The organism is Candidatus Curtissbacteria bacterium, from assembly GCA_024654445.1.
Lineage (GTDB): Bacteria > Patescibacteriota > Microgenomatia > Curtissbacterales > GWA2-41-24 > JANLHP01.
The window spans coordinates 45,469-70,105 of sequence record JANLHP010000026.1 but is presented as its reverse complement, the minus strand read 5'-3'; the positions used below and the strand labels follow the sequence as shown (position 1 = coordinate 70,105).

Genomic DNA, 24,637 nt, shown 5'->3' with positions numbered 1-24,637 from the left:
TCCATTTAAAAGATTGGGCAAAAAGAATAAAAATACAAGTAATACTGTGAAAAGAAAAGCGGGCGAAATTTTAAAAAATAATTTTCTCATATTCATTAAAGAATACTTGATGACTAAATCTCTTGCTATTTTTGATTGCAGCTTTTGATAGCTTTTCCCTTTCTTCGTCTCCTTTAATGAGGTCAATAGTTGCATCATAGAGTTCGGATTTTGTTGTCCAAAGTCTTCCGGTTTTTCTATCTTCAACAATTTCCTTTTGACCGCCTTTTCCGATTACAACCGGCACTGCTCCTCCTGCCTGTGCTTCTACCGTCGATATGCCGAAGTGCTCCATCCTTTCGGGATTTTTTACTTCGTCTTCCCCAAACCCTGTCGCGTGCCAATAAATAGAAGCTTTCCCATAAAGGTTTCTTAAATCTTCCACCTTCATGTTGTCCTCTATTTTTATACCGAACCCTCGGACAGATTTTTTCAGATTCCTGAGATATTTTTCGTCACCTTTTTTCGCTTGCCCTGCCAGGACTAATCGCCACTGAGGAAATTTTTTATATACTTCTTTGAATACTTCTATTAGAACTTCTTGTTTCTTGGGGTGAAGCTGATGAGGGCTAAATCTTCCGACTGAGATAATCAGTTTTTCTTTGTTTCCTGGTTTAATTGAATCAATATCGACAGGAGGATATATCACTCTTGATTTTATGCTGAAACTTTTATCGATGTAACTTTTCGTAAATTTGGAGTTGCAAACTACATATTTATATTTTCTTAGCTTAAGCCTAGTCTTCACATTAGCAGGGGGAAATTTAAAAGGGACTTGAAAGTGTAATATGTTCTTGGCAGCAAATGTTGAGGGAACGCTTCCATCGGACAAAACAAAGATCATGTTGTACCCCATGGACTCGAAAGATTTTTTTAAGAATTTATGTTTAAAAATGTTATCTACGAATTTTGTTTTTGACAAGTCTATTTTTAGAAAACGTGCAATAGGAGCTTTTAGTTCGGGCTCGTTCCAAAAGATATCCACTTGATGACCATTTGAAAGGTGTGACGCGAGCGTTAGCATATATCTTTCGCCTCCTCCAAAGGTATTTAAATATGGGCTGAAAAATCCAAATTTCATTTTTTGATTATTAAATATGCTCTGATTACGTTGTTGGAATAATCGCTGTCTGAAAGAATCAGATAAAAAATATTGTTCGTCACTAGGTTAAAAAGTAATTTCAGATAATAAACTGCTCTTCTTATAAACCTGATATGAGGATCAAACATAAAAAGCTTAAAAAGGAATTCGTTAACTGTTATGTTCCCGGAAAAATTAAGATTGTGATCGAAATCTTTCGCAAGCTTTTCCACTTCCTCTTTTTCGGGAAGACCGTATTTGATATGTTCCTTGAGATAGGTCACGTCGTGCCCCCTATCAGTCAGCCATTTTTGAACTTTAGACTCATACTCTTTGTGACAACTTGTTCCTACTGGAAAGGAAATTATGACTCTGTTTTTCGCGACTCTTGTTAACTCTTCCATAAAGCCTTCTCTTTCTTCTTTGGCGATGTGCTCAAGAACATCTATTGCGGTCACCGTGGTAAACGAATTGTTTTTAAATGGAAGTTTTCCTTTTTTAATTACAACATCCGCTGGTGTTAAGTTCGCGACAACTAATTTTTTAGGATTACAAAATTGAGATAGATGATCGAGTTCTCCGCCGACATCAAGTACGCTATCATCTTTTTTGATGAGAGACCCAATTTTTCGGTGCCTTTCATAAACATCGTAAGGTAAAAAGTTTTTGTTCATTTTAAATGGACTTTACTGCTTTTTCGAACTTATGTTGGGTATCGTTTTGAATTTCCCACAGATATGTCAACGTCATAGCATCGTGTAGCGCTTGATAAATGGCTGAAATTAGTCCAACTCTTCCATCAAGTATCTCAAGCTTATAAAAATATCTATGTAAAAACTTAAATAGGCAGAAGCGTATTATTCTTGCTTGTGTAACCCTTGGGTTGCTTGCCTTATTATAAAGCTGTGCTTCTATTTTTGCCCATCTGATGCTTTTTTCAAGCATTAGGGTCATATTTCTTGCGGTAAGATGAGTTATAGGGTTTTTAAGGTATCCAAAGTCTCCTTCTATTTCTGGGCTTTCATGAACTCTTCCCCTCCAAGTAACTAGGTTTTCTTTTTTTATCAATCTTGGCACATAATCAGGCCACCAATTAGCGTGCTTGACCCACGTGCCCAAGACCATATTTTTTCTTGGAAAATAATATGCTTTGAAACTTTCGTTTTGGGCAAGTGCCTTTTTTATCTCTTCTTTATTTTTTGCATCGAACCTTTCATCTGCATCTACATACAACAACCAGTCCCCGCTAGCTTTTTCTGCTAAAAAATTCCTATTTTTCGAAAAGTCTTCAACTTTAGTTTCGAAAACTTTGTCAGTGTACCTTAGGGCGATTTTTTTTGTGTTATCATACGAGTTTTGACTTAAGACTATAATCTCGTCGACGAAATTAAGCTGCGAAAGAGCATCCTCGATCATTTCTTCTTCGTTTTTTGCGAGAATGAGTGCCGATATTTTCATCAAAATTTAACAGACGCCTTTCCAAATTTGAAAGTTAAAAAATCCATTAACGCTTTCCTTTTTATCGGGTCTTTTGATTGACTTACAATTTGCCTTAGGACTGCAATCTTAGTTCTAAGTTTTGCGTATTTTGTTGAAAATAACAACCTGTTTCTTGTTATGTAATAATCTTGGAGCTTTGAACCTGAACCGCCAGTCGATCCGGCATTTTTGTGCCACAAGATGGCTCTTGGTTCGAAGATAATTTTAAAACCATTTTTCTTAGCGCGTACGCTAAAATCCATATCTTCTAAATAAAGGAAGTATTTATTATCAAAAAGTCCAACCTTTTCAAACACTTCCCTTTTGACAAACATCGCGGCCCCTGTTGCAAAATCTATCTCTTTCTTTTTTGTAAATTGTCCATGGTCTACCTCATCTACGTCATCGTGGACGCCGAGAATATTTTCCCAGTCAATGTGGGCTCCCGCATGCCATATTACATGACCAAGATCATCCTTCTTATATTTATTTTTGTGAAATTCGAAACCTTTTTCAAAATATATTTTAGGGGTGATGACATCACCAAAGACGGTTGCCTTTATTAAGGTTTTGATAAGCAGAGGATCTACAACCGTATCGTTGTTCAAAACTAGTATCGCTTCTGATCCTCCTTTAAGTGCATCTCTTATTCCTTTGTTGTTTCCCCCAGTGTAGCCAAGATTTTTTTCATTAAATAAAAGTTTAATTCCCTTGAGTTTCGGCAGTTCTTCTTTTGAACCGTCTTCTGACCCATTATCTACGACTATTATTTCAACGTCGTTCCCAGTAAAATCTTGCTTTTTAAGGGACTCTATACACTCGAGAGTATTTGCAAGTCCGTTATAGTTTAGAACAACTATCGATACCTTCATACCCGTTTTTGCATAAAGTTAGTATAATCTTTTTACTCTGTCTTATTCATCTCTCTGATACATTGACATAATGTTTACTCTCTTTTAGACTATCTTGAGTCTGTTATGAGGAATTTAGCTGTTGCACTTGGGGCATTAGTCGTAGTTCTGCTTATTGGATTTTTAGTATTCGGCAGAAGCTCGGACAATGACGATATTACAAGCAGACCTGAAACAAAAGAGGCATCAGGTGAGGTAAAAATGGAACAAACAAACCAACCGTTTACAGTTTTAAAACCAGAGGAAATAAAAGGCAAGATGGCGAAGCTTTCAACAGACAAGGGAGATATCGCCTTCGAACTTTACGAAGACGCTCCATTTGCTTCTTCTAATTTCATATCCCTCGCCAGTCGTAATTTTTACGACGGCTTAACTTTTCACAGAAGAGAGGAAGGTTTTGTTATTCAGGGCGGTGATCCTAGTGGCGACGGCACTGGAGGACCGGGTTATAAATTTAAAAACGACCCGGTAACGAGAGACTACAAACGCGGAATAGTTGCTATGGCCAACGCAGGACCAGACACGAACGGTAGTCAATTTTTTATTATGCTGGGTGACACTCCCCTTCCTAAGCTTTATTCGATATTTGGCATGGTAACGAGTGGAATGGATGTTGTCGATAAAATACAGGTTGGCGATAAGATACAAAAAGTGACAATAGAGTAGACCTTACTCGCTCCTCTTTGCCAATATTGACACTACGTAGCAGCCTCTTCTAGACTTAGATTAAGTTATTATGGCTGACTTTGTCGTGTTTTTGTTTGCAGTGTTTGCCGCATTCTACGTGCCGGGGAACCTCGTCTTGCGTCCTCTTAAGCTTTCGTTTTTGGAATCTTTAGTACTAAGCTTTTCCGTCGGGATTGTTCTGTGGGTTTTTCAAGGTTACATCTTTGGCATTTTAGATGCCAGGCAATTGACCTACCTTTATCTATTCGCTTCTTTTTTAGTCTGGACATTTTTGCAACGTAAGCATTTTTTAAAACTTCAGTTTAGGCTTCCCAACTTCAAGGTTGATATTCTGAGCTTAATTATCGTGATTGTTGGCATAGTACTTAATTTGTCTGCAGTTTGGTTTATTGGTGTGCGAAATGAACAGGGTTTATATCTTTGCTGTCGTGGCGTTCCGGATGCCATTTTTCATCTTTCCCTGACAAATGAACTAATCAAAAACGTTCCACCATTTGAACCAGGAATGGTCGGAGTTCACGTTCGCAATTATCATTACTTCTCCAACCTGGCTGCTGCTGAGTTATCGAGAGTCTTTAATTTAGATTTTATCAAGGTTCAATTTCAATTTTTAAGCTTAATTCTTGCCCTCCTTTTGGGCGGTAGCGCGTTTGTTTTAGGCGAGTTGTTAGGGCTTGGAAAATCTTTCTCAAGGTGGCTTGCGATTTTTCTATATGCTAGTGGAGATATATTGTACGTTCTACTTTTTTTGCGGGGTAAAGGTTTCAATTTTGACGTCACCATAATTGACGACGCTTCTAAACTACTCGCTGGCCCTCCTCGAGCTTTTTCTATCGTTATATTTTTGGCTGGGCTTAGTTTACTTGTACGTTTTTTTAGAAAGAAGGAGATGTATGCCGGGATTCTAGCGGCGGTTGTGATGGGAAGTTTAATAGGGTTTAAAGTATATAGTGGACTTTTTGCCCTTGCAGGTTTTTTTGGGATCGGTGTCTATTTTCTCCTTAGGCAAAACCTACGCCTAACTTTAGTTCCAATTATTTGTCTTTTGATATCTATGGCTTACTTTATACCTGTTAACAGAAGTGCTGGCGGATTATTTTTTAATGGTATGTGGAGATTTGAAAATTTTGTGCAGCACAAGGATCTTGCCATTTCTAAACTCGATTATTTGAGATTGGAAAGATTGCAAGAAAATCGGATATTTGAAGTTTATCTCTTGGAGGCATTTTTCGTGGTTCTCTTCTTCATTTTTTTATTCGGCACGGTGAATTTTGGACTTCTACAAACTAGGAGTTCTTTCAAATTGTTTCCAAGAGAACTCAACATATTTCTTCTTTCAGGAATGATAACGAGCTTAATTGCCGGATCATTTTTTTATCAAAAAACGGGCGGAGCAAACACCGTGCAATTTTTAATCTCGGTATTTATTATTGGGGCGATATACGCCTCTCTTTCTTTGTATTACTGGACCCGAAGACTTCCGGCTGTCTTTAAGGTTATATTAATCGCTCTAGTTTTGACCCTCACTGTTTCGCGGTCCTTGTACGAAGGGATGAATAATTTCTTATACGTTCAAAGCAAAAAAGGTTATCTGGTTACCAGCGATGAATTAAATGCTTTTTCGTACCTGAAGAATGAGACTCCGAGAGATTCCGTGGTGCTGGTCGAATCTTGGATGGCAGAAGATGAACCTTTCATGTATGTTAGCTTCCTCTCGGACAGACCTCTGTTTTTGTCTGGCGCTGGGGTTTTAAGAGATCACGGTCAAGATACTAAGAGCAGGGAAGGGATTGTGCGGGTTGTTTTTAGTTCCAGTGATCCGCTAGAAATTAAGAACAACTTGAAGGGGAACAGTATTTCTTATTTATATGTAGAAAAGAACGTTTACGAGTCGAGGTTTCAAAACCTGGATTTTTTGCAAAAAGTATACTTTAACGACAAATCAATAGTTTTAAAAGTTATATAACCTACCCTACACTTCTATCTGCTTCTGATTGAATTCAAAACAAGAGCTAAGTTATTTTTAATTTCCTTACCGGAAAAAAGGTAAGCAGTGGCAAGATACGTTATTGCTCCAACAATTACTAATAATATTAATCCGAGTGCATTTTGCGGGATTATTAAATACGCGACCTTGGAAACGATGAGCATAGCGGCTGTTGATGCGATTGGAACTCTAACGTTTTTGAGAATGGACACGTCAACTTCTCTTTTAACAAAAAAGATCACTATACTTGTTGACGCAGCCACTATTGCCGACGCTATTGCAACACCAATGTAGCCGTAATTTTTAACAAAAATAAAGGTTAGGACCCACAAAAAAAATGTCCAAAACAACATCATGTTCAGGACTATTTTGGGCTTTCCTAACGCAAATAAAATATTGGTTAAGGTTGTGTTCACTGCGGCAAAAGCAGCGTTTATGCTGTAAATATAAAGCAATGGCAAGGCAGGTTCCCACTTTTCATACCTCGGGATTAAGTCGACGACAAGAGGCGCAATGATAACAATACCCGTAACAGCCGGGAAGGTCGAGAATGTCACAAACTGCAGTGATTTTTCGATTGCCTTTCTTAGGTGATCCTTGTCTTCTTGAAGTCTTGAGTAGACAGGAAACGTAACTTTGATAGTGCTGTCCATAAAAAATCGTAGTGGGATAAGTGACCATTTTTGGGCCCACCCAAGAAGACCTATTTGCGAGAATGGTAAGATTTTTCCAAGTACTACTATTAACAAGTCATCTTTAATTAAAGCCAGGATGCTATTCAGCTGAAATGGAACACCAAAGTAGATAAGTTTCTTGAGGGTTTCCTTTTCAAGGCTAATTGAGGGCTTCCATGGTGAAAGGATATAAATAAGAACTAGGCCAACCACACCTCTTGCGAGAACCGCATATGTAAAGCTTGCGATACCAAAGTTGTAAAAAGCCAGAACGACCGCGATCGTATAAAAGATTATATTTTCTAAAACTTGAGGGATTACGAGTCTTGTAAAAAGCAGTTTTCTTTCGAGCAATATTGACGGTATGGTTTTAAGTGAGGACAGCAGTAAGGAGAATATCAGAACGCGTAAGAGTAATAGGCTGTCACTGCTTAAATTGTAAAAATTGGCGATGGGGCTTGAAAATAAAAATCCGATAATAACCAGTGCTATTACTATCGTCTGCTGGATAGTGAAGGTCGAAGAGAGATCTTTTTCTGTTACGTCTTCTTTTTTCTGGACGAGTGCTGCTGCTAGGCCAACGTCTGAAAAGTAAATAAAAACGCTAATGAGTGCTGAAACAATAATGTAGACGCCAAAGGTTGCTGGGTCTAAGAGTACCGTTAGAATAAAGGTTGCAAAAAAAGTGAATATTTGGATAAAGAAAGTTCTTAGGGTAAGGGTCGCTATACCATGAACGGATCTTTTTTTAATTAATTGTAAATCTAAAATTTCTTCGGTTGCCATTTAGTTACTGTAAGAGTAATTAAAGAAAAAATTGCAAAAAGGCTTATCAGGTTAGCTGCAAGCCTCAAGCCTGTTTGCTTGAACTCAATATCTACTTTACTCTCCCCCGCTGGTACTTCAAATGTTATCAATTTCAGAGCATTATTGTCGTCAATTGAAATTTTCTGACCATTGAGTTTAACTTCCCACCCGGGAAAGTTAAAAATGTTCGCCTTTATTTGTGCCCCTTCATTTGATCTTGACGTAAAAGTTACTTCGGTAGGGGAGCCCTTTATGTCTTCAAACTTTGCATTGCCTTCGATGACCTCAACCTTTTGCTTTGGGATGTTATTTCTGTCAACTTGAGGTATATTAATTCCTTTTTCGTCTTTTACAAGATCTATACCTTTTGGTAGGTACTCGTATGACGTCTTTGACACATTCCACCTAATTTCTTCTCTGGAAGTTGCTACTTGATCCGTCAAACCATTTCTGTATGATTGTGGTCTGTAGAGCTTCAGGTTAGGGACTAGTAAAAGAATTAGGATAACACCAATACTTATTTTTAAAATCGAAATTCTTAAAAGGTACACAAGGGCGCCGGCAAGTAGAGAGCTAAAGAGCGCCGTGAATATTAAGAAACGCCATGGAAACTGAAGGTATCCCAGAGGGGTAATGTTATCCCACGCTATTTTAGAGTACTGGGTAGTCATGAAAGCGGCGATAATCATGAGAATAAAAAATAGTATTGGCCATAGGGAAATTTTTTTGTTTTTTATAATATAAAACGTTGAAAGTATTAAGGCTGCAAAAGATGCGAGTAAATGGAGTTTTCCAATTTTAAACGAAATTCCATCTGTAAGCCCAACTGAAGACCCTCCGAATCCCCACGTCCAATTCCACAATTGCTGTAAATAAACAAAGTGAATCTGGTAGCTTGCAAGGTTTACAAGGAGCAATTGATCGACAATGGTGTATCTCTTTTCAAAGATGGCTGGTAGCCAAAAGAACGCCGAGGTGCCTAAGGCGAGGATAGCTGAACTTGTATAGAGAATAAATGATCTCTTTTTATCTTTAGATTTAAGAAAAAGGAATAATAAGTAAAAAGGGAAAAGTAGCATAAAAGGCAGAAAAATAAGGTTGTGAGTGATCATCAGAAGCGCGAGAAACATGGCGGATGTGACTATATAAACTCTTTTTTTGGTTGTTTCAAGCTTGTAAAAACTCCATAAAATTGCGGGCAGCCAGACGAACGCAAAAGACTCGGCAAGGGCTCCTCTTACGTAAATGTCGAGAGCACGATAAGGAACAAGCATGTAAAAAGTTGCGCTGATTGTGGCTGGCCATCTGCCCCATAATTCTTTTGCCAAAAGGTACATAAATAATCCGGACGCGATAATGCTTGAGAAAAAAACTAACTTGATACTATCAATAAAGGTAAATCCGACTATATGGAATATTTCTCCTAGCATGTACACGAATGGCGGGTAGAAATTGAACAGTGGGTAACCAAATCCAAACCCAAGATCGTCTACCCAGCGGACGGGAAATTGGCCGCTTTTTATAGCTTCATCGAAAAGGTAAAGTCTTGCTATTTGCTGATCGTCGTGAATAGTGTGTAGACCGGGCTTAAGGAGCGGCAGTGATAAGACTATTGTTATCGCAAGAATAAAAATTAGCGGCAGGATATTTTTTCTCATTCTTTTATATTTACGTAGTATCGGTTTTTGTCAGCTTCCGGAAATTTCCTATCTTCTAAATAAGTAGTTTTTACGCTTTTATTATTATAAATAACTTTGAAGGCATATTGGTCCATTAATGACTGTTTCGTTTGGGGGCCTGCTGTATATAGAACTATTTCTGAGCCGTTTGGCATATGCTTGTACATATCTGTTGTCTTTTCAACTATCTCTTTTGAAATACGTTGTTCTCCTGCCGCCCAGTGGAGTCTTGTTGTTAGAAATACTGTAAGAAAAGAGAGTGCGATGAGACTTAGAGTGAATGACGCGGCGAGCATAGTAAGTATTTTATTATCCATATTATAAATTGCAGATAAAAGGTAGCCTATTGAGATGAAGGGGAATATTGAGGCGATGCTTAGGTAGTAAGGGTATGAATGGGAGGGTAAAAATAAAACTGGCATTATGCCGACTACAAAAGCGATTAGTGAAAATCCTAGAAGTTTTGCCATCTTGAATTTAAGCGACGCCAACAAGAGCAAGCTAAAAGTCGACAGCGTTGTTGATATTAATAGAAGCGTGGGCAGAAAAAGTTTTCCGGAGTCTCTTAGAAAAGTGTGTGTTAGTTGTAATTTCGAGACGATTATTTGATATTTTAATTCCTCTGGAATATTTAGGAGCCACAAAAAGTACCAGGCTAGAGTTTTGGTCACTTGACGATCTATCGTTATTTGATAATCGCCTTCTGCTGGAATTGGGAAAAAAACGAATCTAGCCAGAAGGTAAAGAATAATTACCGGCGTTGTAAAAATTAGGATTGGGCTAATTTTTTTAATTATGTCTCGTCTACTTAATCCTGCAAAAAACTCCAAGATAACGATAAACGCGGGTAAGGTTATAGCAAACTCTGTTGCTGTAAGAGACATGATGAAAGAGACTAAAGAAAAGACCAGGTATTTGTTGTTTCTTTTACTTCTGTATTTTATATAGAAAATCAAAGAGAGCAAAAAGGGTGTTGTGCCAATTGCGACCCATGCTAGCGAAAACCAAGAAAGAGTTAGAAAGTGGAAAGCGGCAGTTGCATAAAGCAGTGATGACAAGAAAGCCGCAAGCCGGTTTTTAAACAGCTGCAGGGACAAATAGCCAACCAGATAACTATTTGCAATGTGAAAGGCGAAAATAAGGAGAGAAAAATTTAGTGCATTTAAACCAAACATTGTTTTTGCAATTAGAAAGTATAAAAACATCCCGAGTGGTCTCCAATAAACAACGTCAGTTCTGAAAGAAAATAGCGATACGAATTCTCGTAGGGAGGAAATATCTGTGACATTTAAAACGAACCAGTCGTCTTGAAAAAAATAATGCGGTAGTAGAGAAAAAAATACGAGAGAGGGGAACAAAAGAATTAAAAAAATTCCCAACAGACTTTTTCGAAAATTCATTTAGTGGATTTTGGACAACCCGAGATTCTTTTATTAACGGCCCATAAATACCATTTAAAATATTTTGGAATCCACTTTTTCATGTTAAACCTTGATTCCTTGTCGAGATAAGTCCAGGTGGTGGGGACTTCCGTAACCTTGTATCCTCCGTAATGTGCTTTCACTGTAAATTCAATCGCCAGTTCGAATCCTCCATCCGACTCTATTTTTACTTTGTCGAGGAATCTTCTCGAGTAGAGCCGAAAGGAATTAGTCGCATCGTGAACGGGAAGGCCAAAGAAGTAATGGAGGCTTAGACCTGCGGTAGTTGTTAAGAACCTTTTAAATTTAGGCCCCCCTATTTGTCGGCCGCCCTTCATGTATCTTGACGCAGCGATAACGTCATATCCCTGGTTGAATTTGTCCACCATTGTGTTAAGAACCTTAGGATCGTCAGTTAAATCGGACATCATAATGCAAACTGCATCCCCTTTTGCTGTTTTAAGCCCTGTTTTGAGAGCGTTTAACGCTCCCCCACCGTACATATTTTTCACAAGTTTTACATTTGGATACTTTTTTTGTAGTTTTTTTACGGGAGGAATTGATGTATCGTTGTCCATATCGTAAATAATAAGAAGCTCGTGAGGAGTTTTTACTATTGTTTCAACCCGATTTACTGTCTCGCCGATTACATCACCCTCGTTGTAAACGGGCATGACGACTGAAAGTTTCATGAGTAAATTGTAAATGAGAATAGGATCAGTGTAAAGCTAAGTTAGGGGTTAGGACTACAATTCTTGCCACTTTCCTTCGAAGATTTCATCGAGGCTTTCTTTAGTCTTTCCGTTGGTCCTTGCCATGTGAGTTTCTAGGGATTTGATTGTAAAAATAATTTTGTTGGTTTTGAAAACATTCCATACGTCGCAGATAACACATGATTTCGAGACTAGCTTTTTAACTTTGGCTATATCTAGCTGCTTATAATAGTTGTGGTTTGTTGCTAGGAAAATAAGATCTGCGTCTTTTAGGGTTTCGTCAAGATCGTTCTGATAGCCGGGAACGTAGGGGTCGTGAAGAAAAACGTTTGCCCTTTCCCGTTCGAGCGCCTTTTTGACTTTGAATGCGAGTGATTCTCTAATATCGTCAATTTCCGCCTTAAAGGCGAGGCCAAGGATTACGGCTTTTTTACCTTTCATTCGGGTCCGCTCTCTTACTTTATTAATTAAGAATAAAGGAATTGATTCGTTAATCTTCCAGCTCGTCGAAATTAAATCGGCAAAAGGAATATCGCTTATTAAGAAAAATCCATCCTTAAAGAGACAAGGACCACCTGTAAGCCCTGGCAGCGAAAGCCCGCCTCTTTTGTAATTTTTATTGACTAAATCTACGACTTGATAAACGTCTCTGTGATAATTGCCGGCGAGAATCATGAATTCGTTTGCGATCGCGAAATTGATGTATCTGTACATATTTGTGAAGAGCTTGGCGAGTTCTGCTGAGACAGAATCTGCCAAATTAACTTCGATTCCCAAACCTTTGAAAAAGGCGGCGGCCTTTTGAGAGCTTGCTTTGTCTACTCCACCAATTATCTGAGGAATTTGAGCTAGTTCTATTAGCGATTTCCCTTCCGCGATTCTTTCCGGACAAAATGCCAGATAGAAGTCAATGCCTACTTTGAATCCTTCGTCTTCGAGATATGCTTTTACGTAGTTGGTCGTTCCAGGCGAAACCGTTGATCTTAAGATTAAAAGCTGCCCGCGTCTTAGGTGAGGACGGGCTACAGCTAGCGCTTTGTCTATTTGAACAAGGCTAGGGTTCATATTCTCGTCGACTGGAGTTCCAAGCGTTAGGATAATTATTTTTGCTTTGGCGATGTTTGAGAAATCTGTGGAGACACGAAAGTTTTTACCTATATGCTTTTTTAGGAGTTCCGGCGCGCCTTCTTCCATGAAGGGCATTTGCTTTTTAGAAAGCACATTGATTTTCTCTTGGTCTACATCAAGGCCGTAGACAAGATGGCCGCCCTCGGCAAGGAACAGTGCCAGTGGAGCACCAACTCTTCCGATGCCGACTACTGCGACCGCTACCTTTGCAGTTTTCCCTGAGCTCTTTGCTCTTGTAGCCAAGCTATTACCTCCTTTAAGCCGTCTTCAAACTTTACTTTCGGTTCCCAATCGACAACTTTTTTGGTTTTCGTGGTATCGGGAACTCTTCTCTTTATATCAAATTTGAAGCCTTTTACAAACTTTACCTTGAACGGTTTTTCTTCGCCCATAACTTCCCATATTTTTTTGGCAAGATCTATCATTTTTATTTCTTTTTCCGTGCCGATGTTGAAATCTTCATTTTCACCTTTTGGGTGAAGAGCAACGGTAATAATACCGTCTGCTATATCGCGAACATGCGTAAAACACCTTGTTTGTGTTCCATCTCCTAAGAGCTCGAGTGGATATTGTCCTTCTATTATTTTTCTCACCAAATCCGGGATTACGTGGGCATAGCCGATTTCTCTTTCAGGAAATTCGTTAATGCCGTATGCGTTGAAAGGCCGACAGATAGAATAGGGCAGTTTATACTGGTCCCAGAAAGATTGGCAATACCATTCACCGGAAAGCTTGGAGAATCCGTAGGAGGAAACTGGTGGTGGAATTTTAATCACGTCTTCCTCTTTACTTGGAAAATGTGTTGCCGACTCAAAGACCATAGAAGAGGAGATATAAACTAAGCGTTTAATTTTTGCTTTTGTTGCTGCCTCAAAAGTACTGCTGTAGATTTTGTTATTTTCGGAAAGAATTGTTGCTGGGTACTTGTGGAAGTATCCGATGCCACCGATTTTGGCAGCGGCGTTTATGCAGATATCGATTCCGTTAAAAACTTTTTTTGTCGCTTCAGCGTCTGTAAGATCAACTTTCACGAACTCCACTCGACTGTCGACAGAAGCGTCTTTCTTGGACAGGTCATCGGCAACCTTGACTTCAAAACCACGTTCCAGCAGCTGTCTGACGATTTCGGAGCCGATGAATCCGGCTCCGCCCGTAACTAAGAATCTTGTTTTCGCCATATATAAATGAAGTATGCTCCGATTACAAAAAGTGCTGCAAGAGATATAACTTCTGCAGCAAGATGGACAGACGATCTTGTGTATTTGATTATAACTTTGTGTGTGCCTTCTGGCAAATAAAAGCGTATTAAGCCTAAGTTGTTTTGATAATCAATAGGGATGGTTTGGCCATTTGATCTTACCTGCCACCCCGGGAAATATATAGTGTTCACTTGCACTTTGAGTTTGTCTAAAGCTTTTATATCTAGCTGGTAGTTTGCGGGTCTGATATTAAGATTCGTAACTTCGCCTTTTCCTTCTACTTGCACTTTTTCGTTCGCTCTTGATACACTTTTTTCTTTGACCCAGAGGGGCATATATTCATCCCGAACTGTGGTTGTGTCTTCGTTGGTTGCATAGTAACCTTCTGCTCTATCTACAAAAGCGCTTGGTCTAGTGTAAGGGAGGGCTGCTAATATCGCTGAAATTAAGATTATAAGCGCGACTATGTTTTGTTTTTTTGGTATGGAGTCTACAACGTAAGCTGTCATTATGGCCGATACAAAAACAATAATGGAGAGCATCCTCCAGGGGAACTGAATGATATCTACAAAAGATACAGTTTGCCAAAAAAACTGGGATTGTTTCGTCAGCAGAAACAAGATCATCGCAAATACACTCAGGTAAAAGAGTAAGAGGAAATTTTTACCCTTAGTTTTTAGTATCAGAATTAAAGTCGCGATAAACATTAGTACTGCAATTAATCCAATTTGCACAGACATGCCGTGAGGATCATTTGGGTTTGGATTATATCCCCATGATGGCAGTAAAAGTTTTTCAAGACTCACAAGATGGTTTTCTATTTCTGATACTTTTATTTGTGATAGTCGGACGAATTTAAGATCGTAAAGAGCTGGTATCCAAAAGAGGCTTGATGCAGCTATACCTAATAGAAGGCTCACAACGAGTCTTAATCTCGATTTTTTTTGAATCAAGAGCGCCGAAATGAACAGTAGTGGGATGAATAGGAGAGCTATTACGTTGTGGGAGAGAATAAGAAAGAACGTTGAAATCGAAAGAATCGGGAAAAACTTCTTATCACCTTTTTCTATTTTGAAAATACTTCCTAGGATAAGTGGTACAAAAGCAAAGGCCATGCTTTCACCAATAGAGCCTCTGACGTAAAGATCTACAAATCTATAAGGAGCAAAAGTATAAACAATGGCTCCTGTTGTGCTTGCAGCTTTTGAAAACTTTTGCGAAAGCGCCCAAAACATAGCAAGAGAAGAAAAAATTGTTGAAGTGACAAAAATTACTTTGACGCTTTCAACAAATCCAAGTCCAGCCGCTTTTGGAAATTCTGCGAGATAAAATGGAAGAGGGTAAAGAAAATTAAGAACGGGGTATCCGTAATTATTATTTAGTCTGTCAACAAACCTTACTGGAAATTGTCCTGCCGCTAATGTTTGATGAAAAGCAGAAAAGCGAATGACCATCCACTCGCCGTCATGACTTTGATAAAACCCCTTTCTAAAAAATGGCCATAAAGCAATTAATGTGACTAAAAAAACTAGCAGGTAAGCAGAGCTTGCGGTCCTCATAAACTTCTCCAGCATAAGTGCTGGAGTTTTACTCTTTAAGTTTACATCGGGTGGCAGAAAACCTGTGTCTTTCTCCAATGCTGGAGAAGTATGTAGCCGTTTGGCATCAAAACTGCGATTTGAAATCGCAGTTTTCTGCCAATCCGTTATAAATTGCGGGCCTAAGTATTTTTTCATTTTGCTTCAGATAAATGCCCAATCTTGTAGACTGTTTTGCCGTTAGGGTAAAGGATTCTTTCATCGATTACTAATTTATAATTCTTATCTTGCACTTGACCTTCCCAGTTGTCGGGTAGTTGGTCACGATATGCGACGTAAAGTGTTTTTGGTTCTTTTTCTCTTTCTTCCCAGTTAAGATCTGGTTCAAAATAATATTTACCAAAAGAAAGAATGTGCAGCCAGCCTAAATAGTCTGGTTGAGGAGTTATCTTAGCACTTTCCCAATAGGTCTCAGGTTCGTATTGTTTATAAAAAAGCAGCCAAATGTAAGTCGGTCCTTCCTCTTCCGTTAACAGAACTTTTTCATAGCTGTCTTCGTGTTTGCTTACTTTTTCCACTAATTGACGTCTTCCGTAGTGCCATGAGTCAGGTATTTCCATAGGGATTTTTTTAAAATAAGAATTTAAATAAAAAGTGAAAGAAGCAACGTAAAGGATAATTATTGTTGCGATGAAAGCTTTTGACTTAATTTTAGTTTTCCTACTCACATAGTTGGCACTTACCAAGATACCGGCTGCTGAGGCAAGCGTTAGAGGAACTACCATATTGAATGATCTGTTTGCAGCTGGCGTAATAAAAGTTAAGGAGGCCGCAACAGGAGCAATCAGTAAATAGGCGAGCAGAGAGCGAGTGATTTTAGATTGCATGGAGATTAAATAAATTAATCCGACGACTATAAAAGGAATTTCTAAAAGATAAAGTTGACCCATTTTTGGAATATTAAATGGAGGATGCGGATCACCGCTTACTGCCAAAAAATCAAAAGAAAAGTGTTGAAGATAACGTCTTTGGAAATCTGTAAAGTAAAAGTAAGGCTTGTTGTGAAAGAAACGGCTAACGAGCGGTGGAAAATTTGCTCCATCTAAGGTGTGCATTTCCCAAAGCTTAGATTTAATACCCGGATCGAAAAAAATACTAATTGTTGAAACCCGGCCAAGTAGTGCACTGGGGTCTCTGACAATTGAAAGCGCCATTGGCAGAAGAAGAATTAGGGCAAAAATAATACTTTTTGCGACCGCGGTTTTAAGTTGAGATAGTCTTTTATGAAAAATTAGAACAAGACTTAGGATAAGTAATAAAACCGTTAATCTGGAACCATAATAAGTATAGATAGCAGCAACGAAAGAAGCAGCTGACACAAAAAGGAATTTTGAATTTTTTAGACCTTTTATGAAGAATAAAAATCCCGAGGCGATTAAGGCACTCTCAATTCCTACTAGCATGCTGCTTCTTGTCAGATGAATATGCCATGGAGATATGGCGAGCATTAGACTCGCTGTTTCTGGAAGAAATTTAAGTGTTTTTTCATAAGCTGGTTCGGAGTTGATTTCTTTAGCAATAAAGTAGACTAAGGCGATAGTGACCGTGCCAAAGATAGCAGAAGGCAGGCGAACGGCAATTTCATTCAACCCAAAAATCGCAACGAAAGGAATGGTTAAGTAAGCGGTCCCAACAGGTTTATAATCGCCGAAGCTTTTGAGGGTGAGTGGTAGGAAATTTCCATATTCGTCACGGCCAGTTTTTAGTATTGAATAGGCGTTATATCCATATGCGGCTTCGTCCGAATAAAGACCGGGAGGGAAGTGCTGCAAGTCGTAAAGGCGCAGGAAAGCAGCGAAAACAATGATAAGTGTGAGAATGAGTTTTCTATTCATTTATGCAAACGGATTGTGATAGATAATAATTTGATACATTCTCGCAGCTTCATATGAGACGAGGAGAATTAGCCCTAAAGATGTCACTATGTATTTTAAATTACGCTTTTTTGGGAAAAATATTTGGTCTGCGCCGATGGTTATTAAGACTGAAAGTATTGGCACGAATAATAGTTTTCTGGAGAGGTTGTTTTCTGGTTGAATGTACGACACGAAAATAGAAAGCGCGAGCAATACTAAAAGTCCTAAGTAAGAAGGCTCTCTTTCTTTAGATACTCGATAGATCCCAGCGAGAGTTAGAAAAATAAAGCTTGGGAGAAAGAGACCATAATCGCCGATGTTTTTAGGGAAGTACTCATTTGCGTTGAAGAATAAAAATTCCGTGGACGCTAGACAGGAGAAGTTGTTGGATCCTTGATTACATTTTACAATCGTTGGAAATTCTTCAGTGATTGTTGGGTTTGAAAATATGAGCATCAGAAAGTACGGGCTTATAACAAGGAGCAAAAAACTCAACAAAATTGTCGATTTTCTCTTAATTAAAAAGTGTGAGTAGGCTGTTGCAACTAAAAGTATTACTAAGGCAACAGGCCAAGCAGTGTGTATCATCTTTTGGAAAAACGAGGAATAACAGATATTACTGCGGCAATTATTAAAGGAATTAAAATCGAAAATTTCATAAATGTGGTTGTTCCTGGTTGAGACCAGTCACCATAATAAAGGAAGGGCAAATACCTTAGCATCGCGCCATAACAGACTATAAAAGCCGCTAAAATCAACTCTTTTTTTGCAAGTAAGGAGACGTACGGTACTGTCCAAAAAAGATACCATGGTTGGAATTGAACTTGTGTTGCGCCAGAAGAGACAAAGGGGGTCGATATTTTAGTGGTCGAAAATATAATCGTGAACGCAATCATCGTAAGCAAGTTAAGAAAAATTAGCTTTTCGACGTTTTTTTGTTTTGTTAGCTTTGCCCAAATGAGCCAAGGTAGATTAAGAATCGGTATGTACTTTACTAAAGCTCCGGCAAGAAGTGTTATTAGTGACAAAGAATATCTCTTGCTCGTAAAAAGAAATATGGATGCAAGTAAAAAGGTTGCCAAAATAAGATCATTGTGGCCGTTTGCGACTCCTTCTATGAGAAAGAGCGGATTCATTGCATAGAACGCAGTGCCCAGTAAAAGTGCTTTGGGATTTGTTATTTTGAGTATTCTGTAGATAAGATAAGAGTTCACTAGATGGAAGATGCCGATTGAGATTTTAAATGCGAAAAGGGTTGTTATGAACTTTCCAAATCCTAGGATTGAGGGAATTGTCGACATAACGAGCCATAATGGTCCGTAGGGAGAGTATCTGTGTACCCAGCGCATAAATCTTATCCACTCGTCGCTTGGAAAATCTAATGGTTTATGTGTGTAAGGATTGGCGTGATACTGCGTAATAATTTTTGCATCAAACATGTAGTTGAAAATGTCGGATGAAAGAAAAGGGTAAGCAAAAATGAGAATAATAGTGTTACCTATTGTTGCAACTTTAAGATAATTTGCGGATATTTTCCCTTTTTTAAAAAGCCAAAGATTGTAAGCAAAAAAACAAAAAACTGTGGTTATTGAAAATATAAAAATGAATGTTGCTGACTGTCTGTTGAAATATCCCAGTTGTTGCAAAGTGCTAATGATGCTGAGGGCCAGCGGATTTTGTGAGAGGGTTAGATTTAAATCGACGTAAGAATAGGAAAAAATTGCTAGAGGCAAATACAGAAAAAAATTTATAACGAGAAGGACTTTTTCTAATCCTTTGAAGTTATTTGTAAACACCTTTTATATCATTAAGTCTTACCTTAAGAACGTCGCGAAACATTCTTAAAGAATCTTTAATTGGGCTGACGCGAGTTGTCGCAACATGATGCCAAGCGATCGCAACTTCTTTAATTTTATAGCCTTTCTTTTTAGCGATAAATAAAAGCTCCACGTCAAAAGCGGTAACAAGAGCTCCTTTAACTTTCTTGCCGCGGCCGTACACTTGCAAATGACCGAATAGTTCTTTAGCAACTTCTGCCTTAAAGCATTTAAACCCTGCTTGTGTGTCCCAAATTCCACGAATCGCGATTACTTGGACTACTAAATTAAATCCTAGGCCCATTATGTGCCTGTATATCGGCTCTTTTTCTCTTTTGGCTCCCGGTAACTGTCTTGAGCCGATAACTATATCGTATTCGGGGAAAAATGGAAGTAGTCTTTCTGCTTCAGATATAGGAGTCGCTTGGTCAAAGTCCGTAAAAAGAATCAGCTCACCGTCTGCCTTTTCTACCCCGGTTTTAACTGTTTCGGCCTTACCTTGATGAGGATTTTTAATAACTCGTATGTTGTTATGCTTTTTGGCAAATTCTTCGGCAAGTGATGCTGTATTGTCGTCGGAACCATCATCGACTATTAGTATTTCCCAAGAATAATTTTGCTTTTCCAAATACTCAGGAACGCCGTCTATGGTCCCCTTCTTGAAGTTAGGCTCTTCGTTGTAGGCTGGAATTATAACTGTTAGGTGGGGCTTGTCCGCCATTAAAACATTATCGCTTTGTGATTTAGGCTTTGTCAAAGAGAAAAAGAAGCAAAGCCATTCGAATATAAAGCCCATTTTGGGCTTGTTCAAAGTATATCGATCTCTTGTCATCGTCTATCTCAGGGTTAATTTCATTCACTCGAGGAAGGGGGTGCATTATTGCCGCATTTCTTTTCATAAGAGAAATCGTTTTATTGTCGAGAATAAAACTGCCGAAATATTTCTTATAATCTTTTTTGCCTTTGAATCTTTCCTTTTGTATCCGCGTTTGATAAACAACGTCAGCAACTTTTAAGGCATACTTAAAGTCTTCAGTTTCTAAGAAATCAATATTTTTCTCTCTTAAGTGACTCGTTAAGCTATTTGGCGCTGTGAGTGCTTTTGGCGAAACAAAAATTATTTTTACTTTTGGGTAAAGCGAAAGCAAGTACGATAGGGAGTGTATCGTTCTACCATTTGTTAAATCTCCTACCATTGCAACTGTGAATTTTGGCGGCAAGGATCCATTTTTTGAAAATTTCCCAAAAATTGTAAAAAGGTCAAGCAATGCTTGCGTTGGATGTTCTCCGTTCCCGTCCCCGGCGTTAATAACAGGGACCGATGAAAATTTGGACGCGATATCTGAAGCCCCCGGTGAGAAATGCCTTAGAACAATGACGTCCGCGTAAGAACTTATTATTCTTACAGTATCCTCTAGGGTTTCACCTTTGGACGCGGATGAAAATTGACTCGCGTTTTCAGTAGAAATGACTTGCCCACCAAGTCTTTGCATTGCGGCTTCAAAAGAAAGCCTCGTTCTTGTTGAGGGTTCATAGAAAATTGCTGCCATAATTTTTCCATTAAGAGCTTTCTTTGGGTAATTACCGTTTTTAATTTTTGAGGCGGTATTAAACAATTTACGCAGTGTATCAGTGTCAAATTGTGTCGCGGAGACTACGTGTTTTAGCTTCATAAACTTCCGAGGGCTGAAAGCCCTCGGTATCGTCTTTCAAGTTTACAAGAGCGAGCAGAAAAAATCATCTTTATTGTCATTGGCATCTCGGAAGTGTGTAATCGCTTTCTTGAGTTAAGCGCCTTTTTGAGCAGGTTTACCGGCAGGGGATGGTGCGCCAGGCCAATGTCTTAATTTAACTACTTTAATGCCTAAATCTTCAAGTTCCCACTCGCTGACTATCTCTCCCCTACCAAACGCTGCGATCTCCCAAAGGGAGTGGCCAAGCGGATGACAATCTTTTGATTCGCATACTATAAGTAATTGGTCGGTTACAAGAGTTTCAAGGCTTGTAGGTTTGTGGCCTTTTATTTCGAGAAAATATCTGTACGCATGATCGCTATTGCTGCTACTAATGAGTGCAAAATTGTAAGGTTTCCCTTCCGACTTTTCTATTACGGCTTCTGCGATTTCTTCCGTTTGTTTAATGATGTTATTGGGCGGTGAAGTGTAAAATTCGTTCTTAAGAAACCAAGAGATAGCAATTATTGAGAATGCTATGACAATTAATTTTGCAAGATTTTTCCTCCACAGAGGTCCTATAATCACTCCGAGAAGCAAAAAGGGCGCGGGGAACATAAATCCGAAGTAGTAATCATAAATCTGCCCGGTATAAAATCGTAAAAAAAGAAGGCCGCCCAAGAACCAAATAGCGCTTAGTGTAAATGCTAGCCTTTTGTCTTTGTCCTTCCAATACTTTATAACCCCTGCTATTGCACCGAGGCCGAGACCCCACAAAACAATTCTAGTGATAATTGTTCCTTTAAGTTTTGAGATTTCCTCTAAAAATATATTGCCGAAGTTGCCAAAGATGCTAATTAAGTCATAAGACTTGTAGCCGTGTGTTGCATCGCGGGTCACAAATTCTAAAATAGTTCGGAAGTTCGGGAAGTTGTGTTTAACCTCAAAAAGGAGAAAAGGAGAAAAGGTTATAATCGAGCCGGCAAGACCAAGTAAAAGTGCTGGCAGTAGCTTCCGGTAATTTAGATTAAGAAGCACAATAATTGCGGCAATTGGTATTAAGTTAATCGCGAGGTAATGCAATTGGATTGCGATTCCAAAGCTCATTCCCGCGAATAGAAAGTATTTAAGGCTGTTTTTTTTGATTCCAAGATAAATCATATAAAGCATGAGTAGGGCAAAAAACGGTAGAGGATTTGGATTCCAGGATGATCTTGAATATCTAACTATTAGAGGTGCAGTTGCATAAAGCGAGCTTGCGATAATTGCAGGCCAAAAACCTACTATATCTTTGACAAATTTATATAGAAGTAAGACCGTCGCAACACCGATTGTGGCCACAAGATACGAGGGGCCGATCGGGTCAAAAGCGGACAAAAGTAAAAATGGTGCCGCCATCCAATAATAAATAGGGCCAAGATAGAAACCGCCAACAGATGCTGTGGGGCCAAGAAACGTGGGCCTTTTGTTTATTATCATATTCCTCAGGACGATTGAATCTCTCCCTTCGTCTCCTAAAAATATGACGTATTCTCTTATCTGCCAAAATCTCAAAAAGATTGCTGCAACCAAAACGACGGCTAAGATGGCGAGCTGAATTTTCCTTTGCCCAGACAAGTTGAGGGTTTTATGAAAGAAGGCGGGCATAAAGATTGGTCTATTGTAAAGCTGCTTCTTTGGGTTCGGGTCTCCAGATCCACAGAAGATTAATAAAATAGTTGAAAAATAATCCGATTACTACGCCGACTGCTAAACCTATCTGTTCGTGCATCCCTAGAGCCCTCGCGAAGAATAGTATCGACACTAACTGGATGATGGGGCTTCCGATGGAGGTAATATTAAATTTAAAGAACCTAACAACTTGGTGACCTTTGTGAGATCTGTGCTTAAAGGTCCAATTGTCGTGGAATAAAAAGTTGATAATAATTGATAATTCTATGGAGATTATTGATGCGACGAGCAGCCTGTCGATCGTTATAAATAAAAATTGCGGGGCGCCATCATAAGGGGGAATAAAATCGAGAAGAGGTTTTGAAACTACAGGTAAATTGTAAATTTGGCCTCTGTTTAGGAGTCCGAGAGAGATGGCATTTACAAAGTAGGTAAGAGTTCCTACCGAAAGAAACTTTACAAAAGTTTTGGATCTTTTCAGCCTAACTTTAATTCCAAAAAATAGAACATCGATTATGTAGTGTATTATTTTAGCTTTTGAGTATCCATTTTTTCTATCTGTAAAAGTAATTGGTACTTCTTTTATTTTGGCTCCCGCTCTTATTGCCGCATAGAGAAAAGCCGGCTGGATGATATATGTTTTGGATTTCCAGGGGACGTTTTTAAAATCTATGTTTTCAAACAGTTTCTTTGTAAAAACTCTGTAAGAGTTGGTATATTCTGTCAGCTTCCACGTTCCCCAAGCTAGCCTACAATAAAGAGCAGATCCCTTTGTAAAGAGCCTTCTGTGCCACCCTAGAAGGTTTTTGCCACCTTTTGTCATCCTGGACCCATTAACCAGGTCGTATCCTTCTTTAATGTAGTCCACCATTTTAGGCAGAGATGATGGGTCGTGGGACAAATCGCCGTCCATTTGAGCTAGTAAATCAGCCTTGAGCTTATTGATTGCGTATCTGTGTCCTTTTACGATACCAACTCCTAAGCCCCTTTCTTTAACATCTAAGTAGTGAACTCGAGGGTTGTATCTTGAGATTTTCTTAACGACATCTCCAGTTCCATCTGGGGAATGGCTGTCCGAAACTAGAACATGGAGATCTAAATCTTTTAGGTTTTTGGATTGTTCTAAAACTCTTTTTATAATCTCTTCAATGTTCTCTCTTTCATTGTATGTCGGGATATTAACAACTAATCTCATTTAGGAATTTTTTTGCAAAAGTTTAATGTCAGACTCCACCATCATTTTGACGAGTTCCGGGAAGGATACCCTTGGTTCCCAACCCAGTTTTTTCTTTGCTTTAGCAGCATTACCTATTAAAAAATCGACTTCTGCCGGGCGATAAAATTCCTTCGAAACTTTTACATATTTTTGCCAGTCGTCAATTCCAATTGCCTCGAAGGCTTCTTCTACAAACTCTTTGACTGAATGGTTTTCTCCTGTTGCGATTACAAAATCTTCAGGATTTTTTTGTTGCAACATCATCCACATTGCTTCAACATAATCACCCGAGAAACCCCAATCTCTTTTTGCGTCCAAGTTTCCGAGCTCTATATGGTCTTGCTGGCCGAGATGAATTTTCGCAACACTGTGTGATATTTTTCTTGTAACGAATTCCAACCCTCGCCTTGGCGATTCGTGATTGAAAAGAATTCCGGAAACAGTAAAAAGTCCGTAAGATTCTCTATAATTAATGGTTATCCAATGTCCATAAACTTTTGCTACCCCGTAAGGACTTCTAGGGTGAAATGGCGTCTTTTCAGTTTGGGGAGTCTCTGCTACCTGTCCAAACATTTCTGAGGATGACGCCTGATAGAACTTGGCGTCTGGCTTTACTTGTCTTACCGCTTCGAGTACTCTCGTTGTTCCTAAGGCTGTGAATTCTCCCGTTAATACCGGTTGCGACCAGGATGTTGCGACAAAGCTTTGAGCTGCCAGGTTATAAACTTCGTCAGGCTTCGAATGATCAACTGCGTAAGTTAGGGACTGCTGGTCTAATAGGTCCCCTGGAATCAGCTCTATTTCGTTCTCTATGTGCTTAATTCTTTCGTAATTTGGCGTTGAGGTTCTTCTTGTTAAGCCGAAAATCTTGTAATTTTTTTCGAGGAGAAATTCTGCTAGATATGACCCATCTTGCCCTGTAATTCCGGTAATCAGTGCTCTTTTTTGTGCCATAATGATTAAAATTCGAATATCGAAATTAGAAACAATGTTCAAAATTC

General features: G+C 38.9%; 21 protein-coding genes. 2 read left to right on the top strand and 19 right to left on the bottom strand.

Annotation, left to right across the window (positions count from 1 at the left end):
* Window positions 1–70: 70 nt before the first annotated feature.
* The 4 genes from NUV69_05085 to NUV69_05070 are packed head-to-tail and all read right to left on the bottom strand — an operon-like array spanning window position 71 to window position 3,471.
* Window positions 71–1,120 (bottom strand): glycosyltransferase family 4 protein, encoded by a 1,050-nt coding sequence (locus NUV69_05085; GenBank protein ID MCR4325032.1) that lies wholly within the window; start codon window positions 1,118–1,120, stop codon window positions 71–73.
* Window positions 1,117–1,794, bottom strand: coding sequence for a class I SAM-dependent methyltransferase (locus tag NUV69_05080; GenBank protein MCR4325031.1), 678 nt, complete (start codon window positions 1,792–1,794; stop codon window positions 1,117–1,119). The genes NUV69_05085 and NUV69_05080 overlap by 4 nt, the downstream gene beginning before the upstream one ends.
* Before the next feature lies 1 nt (window position 1,795).
* Complete coding sequence (locus NUV69_05075) at window positions 1,796–2,578, bottom strand: glycosyltransferase family 2 protein (GenBank protein ID MCR4325030.1); 783 nt, start codon at window positions 2,576–2,578, stop codon at window positions 1,796–1,798.
* Window positions 2,578–3,471, bottom strand: coding sequence for a glycosyltransferase family 2 protein (locus NUV69_05070; GenBank protein MCR4325029.1), 894 nt, complete (start codon window positions 3,469–3,471; stop codon window positions 2,578–2,580). Before NUV69_05070 ends, NUV69_05075 begins: the two co-directional genes overlap by 1 nt.
* A gap of 105 nt (window positions 3,472–3,576) precedes the next feature.
* Here NUV69_05070 and NUV69_05065 point away from each other — a divergent pair, with 105 nt between their 5' ends.
* Together NUV69_05065 and NUV69_05060 are read left to right on the top strand one after the other, a co-directional pair.
* On the top strand, window positions 3,577–4,176 hold the full coding sequence (locus tag NUV69_05065) for a peptidylprolyl isomerase (protein MCR4325028.1): 600 nt from the start codon (window positions 3,577–3,579) through the stop codon (window positions 4,174–4,176).
* Between the two features lie 70 nt (window positions 4,177–4,246).
* A complete protein-coding gene (locus NUV69_05060; protein MCR4325027.1) occupies window positions 4,247–6,163 on the top strand; it encodes a hypothetical protein in 1,917 nt (638 codons plus the stop codon).
* 14 nt (window positions 6,164–6,177) lie between these two features.
* On the opposite strand, the gene NUV69_05055 is transcribed toward NUV69_05060, so the two are convergent.
* From NUV69_05055 to gmd, 15 genes are all read right to left on the bottom strand, one after another.
* Complete coding sequence (locus NUV69_05055) at window positions 6,178–7,644, bottom strand: oligosaccharide flippase family protein (GenBank protein MCR4325026.1); 1,467 nt, start codon at window positions 7,642–7,644, stop codon at window positions 6,178–6,180.
* Entirely contained in the window at window positions 7,623–9,323 is a 1,701-nt protein-coding gene (locus NUV69_05050; protein ID MCR4325025.1) for a YfhO family protein, read from the bottom strand. Before NUV69_05050 ends, NUV69_05055 begins: the two co-directional genes overlap by 22 nt.
* Window positions 9,320–10,519 carry a hypothetical protein gene (locus tag NUV69_05045; GenBank protein ID MCR4325024.1) on the bottom strand — a complete coding sequence of 400 codons (1,200 nt, stop codon included), beginning with the start codon at window positions 10,517–10,519 and terminating at the stop codon, window positions 9,320–9,322. Before NUV69_05045 ends, NUV69_05050 begins: the two co-directional genes overlap by 4 nt.
* A gap of 221 nt (window positions 10,520–10,740) precedes the next feature.
* Complete coding sequence (locus tag NUV69_05040) at window positions 10,741–11,457, bottom strand: glycosyltransferase family 2 protein (GenBank protein ID MCR4325023.1); 717 nt, start codon at window positions 11,455–11,457, stop codon at window positions 10,741–10,743.
* A gap of 54 nt (window positions 11,458–11,511) precedes the next feature.
* The gene (locus tag NUV69_05035) at window positions 11,512–12,849 is read right to left on the bottom strand and encodes a nucleotide sugar dehydrogenase (GenBank protein ID MCR4325022.1); all 1,338 of its coding nucleotides are present in this window, start codon (window positions 12,847–12,849) and stop codon (window positions 11,512–11,514) included.
* Window positions 12,807–13,784: an NAD-dependent epimerase/dehydratase family protein gene (locus NUV69_05030; protein MCR4325021.1), complete on the bottom strand. Its 978-nt coding sequence runs from the start codon at window positions 13,782–13,784 to the stop codon at window positions 12,807–12,809. The genes NUV69_05035 and NUV69_05030 overlap by 43 nt, the downstream gene beginning before the upstream one ends.
* A complete protein-coding gene (locus NUV69_05025) occupies window positions 13,763–15,541 on the bottom strand; it encodes a hypothetical protein (protein ID MCR4325020.1) in 1,779 nt (592 codons plus the stop codon). The genes NUV69_05030 and NUV69_05025 overlap by 22 nt, the downstream gene beginning before the upstream one ends.
* A complete protein-coding gene (locus NUV69_05020; GenBank protein MCR4325019.1) occupies window positions 15,538–17,238 on the bottom strand; it encodes a glycosyltransferase family 39 protein in 1,701 nt (566 codons plus the stop codon). The genes NUV69_05025 and NUV69_05020 overlap by 4 nt, the downstream gene beginning before the upstream one ends.
* The gene (locus NUV69_05015) at window positions 17,239–17,847 is read right to left on the bottom strand and encodes a hypothetical protein (GenBank protein ID MCR4325018.1); all 609 of its coding nucleotides are present in this window, start codon (window positions 17,845–17,847) and stop codon (window positions 17,239–17,241) included.
* Window positions 17,844–18,992 carry a hypothetical protein gene (locus NUV69_05010; GenBank protein ID MCR4325017.1) on the bottom strand — a complete coding sequence of 383 codons (1,149 nt, stop codon included), beginning with the start codon at window positions 18,990–18,992 and terminating at the stop codon, window positions 17,844–17,846. Before NUV69_05010 ends, NUV69_05015 begins: the two co-directional genes overlap by 4 nt.
* A 49-nt stretch (window positions 18,993–19,041) precedes the next feature.
* On the bottom strand, window positions 19,042–19,797 hold the full coding sequence (locus NUV69_05005) for a glycosyltransferase family 2 protein (GenBank protein MCR4325016.1): 756 nt from the start codon (window positions 19,795–19,797) through the stop codon (window positions 19,042–19,044).
* A 22-nt stretch (window positions 19,798–19,819) separates the two neighbouring features.
* Window positions 19,820–20,749: an aspartate carbamoyltransferase gene (gene pyrB / locus NUV69_05000; GenBank protein MCR4325015.1), complete on the bottom strand. Its 930-nt coding sequence runs from the start codon at window positions 20,747–20,749 to the stop codon at window positions 19,820–19,822.
* A 114-nt stretch (window positions 20,750–20,863) separates the two neighbouring features.
* Window positions 20,864–22,396 carry a glycosyltransferase family 39 protein gene (locus NUV69_04995; GenBank protein MCR4325014.1) on the bottom strand — a complete coding sequence of 511 codons (1,533 nt, stop codon included), beginning with the start codon at window positions 22,394–22,396 and terminating at the stop codon, window positions 20,864–20,866.
* Between the two features lie 10 nt (window positions 22,397–22,406).
* On the bottom strand, window positions 22,407–23,615 hold the full coding sequence (locus tag NUV69_04990) for a glycosyltransferase (protein ID MCR4325013.1): 1,209 nt from the start codon (window positions 23,613–23,615) through the stop codon (window positions 22,407–22,409).
* Window positions 23,616–24,590, bottom strand: a complete 975-nt coding sequence (gmd, locus tag NUV69_04985) for a GDP-mannose 4,6-dehydratase (protein ID MCR4325012.1) — start codon at window positions 24,588–24,590, stop codon at window positions 23,616–23,618.
* Between the last annotated feature and the right edge of the window lie 47 nt (window positions 24,591–24,637).

What these genes read in the sequence shown, in the direction of transcription:
- NUV69_05085 (MCR4325032.1), bottom strand. Translation starts at nt 1,120, where the DNA reads ATGAAATTTGGATTTTTCAGCCCATATTTAAATACCTTTGGAGGAGGC.
- NUV69_05080 (MCR4325031.1), bottom strand. Translation starts at nt 1,794, where the DNA reads ATGAACAAAAACTTTTTACCTTACGATGTTTATGAAAGGCACCGAAAA.
- NUV69_05075 (MCR4325030.1), bottom strand. Translation starts at nt 2,578, where the DNA reads ATGAAAATATCGGCACTCATTCTCGCAAAAAACGAAGAAGAAATGATC.
- NUV69_05070 (MCR4325029.1), bottom strand. Translation starts at nt 3,471, where the DNA reads ATGAAGGTATCGATAGTTGTTCTAAACTATAACGGACTTGCAAATACT.
- NUV69_05065 (MCR4325028.1), top strand. Translation starts at nt 3,577, where the DNA reads ATGAGGAATTTAGCTGTTGCACTTGGGGCATTAGTCGTAGTTCTGCTT.
- NUV69_05060 (MCR4325027.1), top strand. Translation starts at nt 4,247, where the DNA reads ATGGCTGACTTTGTCGTGTTTTTGTTTGCAGTGTTTGCCGCATTCTAC.
- NUV69_05055 (MCR4325026.1), bottom strand. Translation starts at nt 7,644, where the DNA reads ATGGCAACCGAAGAAATTTTAGATTTACAATTAATTAAAAAAAGATCC.
- NUV69_05050 (MCR4325025.1), bottom strand. Translation starts at nt 9,323, where the DNA reads ATGAGAAAAAATATCCTGCCGCTAATTTTTATTCTTGCGATAACAATA.
- NUV69_05045 (MCR4325024.1), bottom strand. Translation starts at nt 10,519, where the DNA reads ATGTTTGGTTTAAATGCACTAAATTTTTCTCTCCTTATTTTCGCCTTT.
- NUV69_05040 (MCR4325023.1), bottom strand. Translation starts at nt 11,457, where the DNA reads ATGAAACTTTCAGTCGTCATGCCCGTTTACAACGAGGGTGATGTAATC.
- NUV69_05030 (MCR4325021.1), bottom strand. Translation starts at nt 13,784, where the DNA reads ATGGCGAAAACAAGATTCTTAGTTACGGGCGGAGCCGGATTCATCGGC.
- NUV69_05025 (MCR4325020.1), bottom strand. Translation starts at nt 15,541, where the DNA reads ATGAAAAAATACTTAGGCCCGCAATTTATAACGGATTGGCAGAAAACT.
- NUV69_05020 (MCR4325019.1), bottom strand. Translation starts at nt 17,238, where the DNA reads ATGAATAGAAAACTCATTCTCACACTTATCATTGTTTTCGCTGCTTTC.
- NUV69_05015 (MCR4325018.1), bottom strand. Translation starts at nt 17,847, where the DNA reads ATGATACACACTGCTTGGCCTGTTGCCTTAGTAATACTTTTAGTTGCA.
- NUV69_05005 (MCR4325016.1), bottom strand. Translation starts at nt 19,797, where the DNA reads ATGGCGGACAAGCCCCACCTAACAGTTATAATTCCAGCCTACAACGAA.
- pyrB (MCR4325015.1), bottom strand. Translation starts at nt 20,749, where the DNA reads ATGAAGCTAAAACACGTAGTCTCCGCGACACAATTTGACACTGATACA.
- NUV69_04995 (MCR4325014.1), bottom strand. Translation starts at nt 22,396, where the DNA reads ATGCCCGCCTTCTTTCATAAAACCCTCAACTTGTCTGGGCAAAGGAAA.
- NUV69_04990 (MCR4325013.1), bottom strand. Translation starts at nt 23,615, where the DNA reads ATGAGATTAGTTGTTAATATCCCGACATACAATGAAAGAGAGAACATT.
- gmd (MCR4325012.1), bottom strand. Translation starts at nt 24,590, where the DNA reads ATGGCACAAAAAAGAGCACTGATTACCGGAATTACAGGGCAAGATGGG.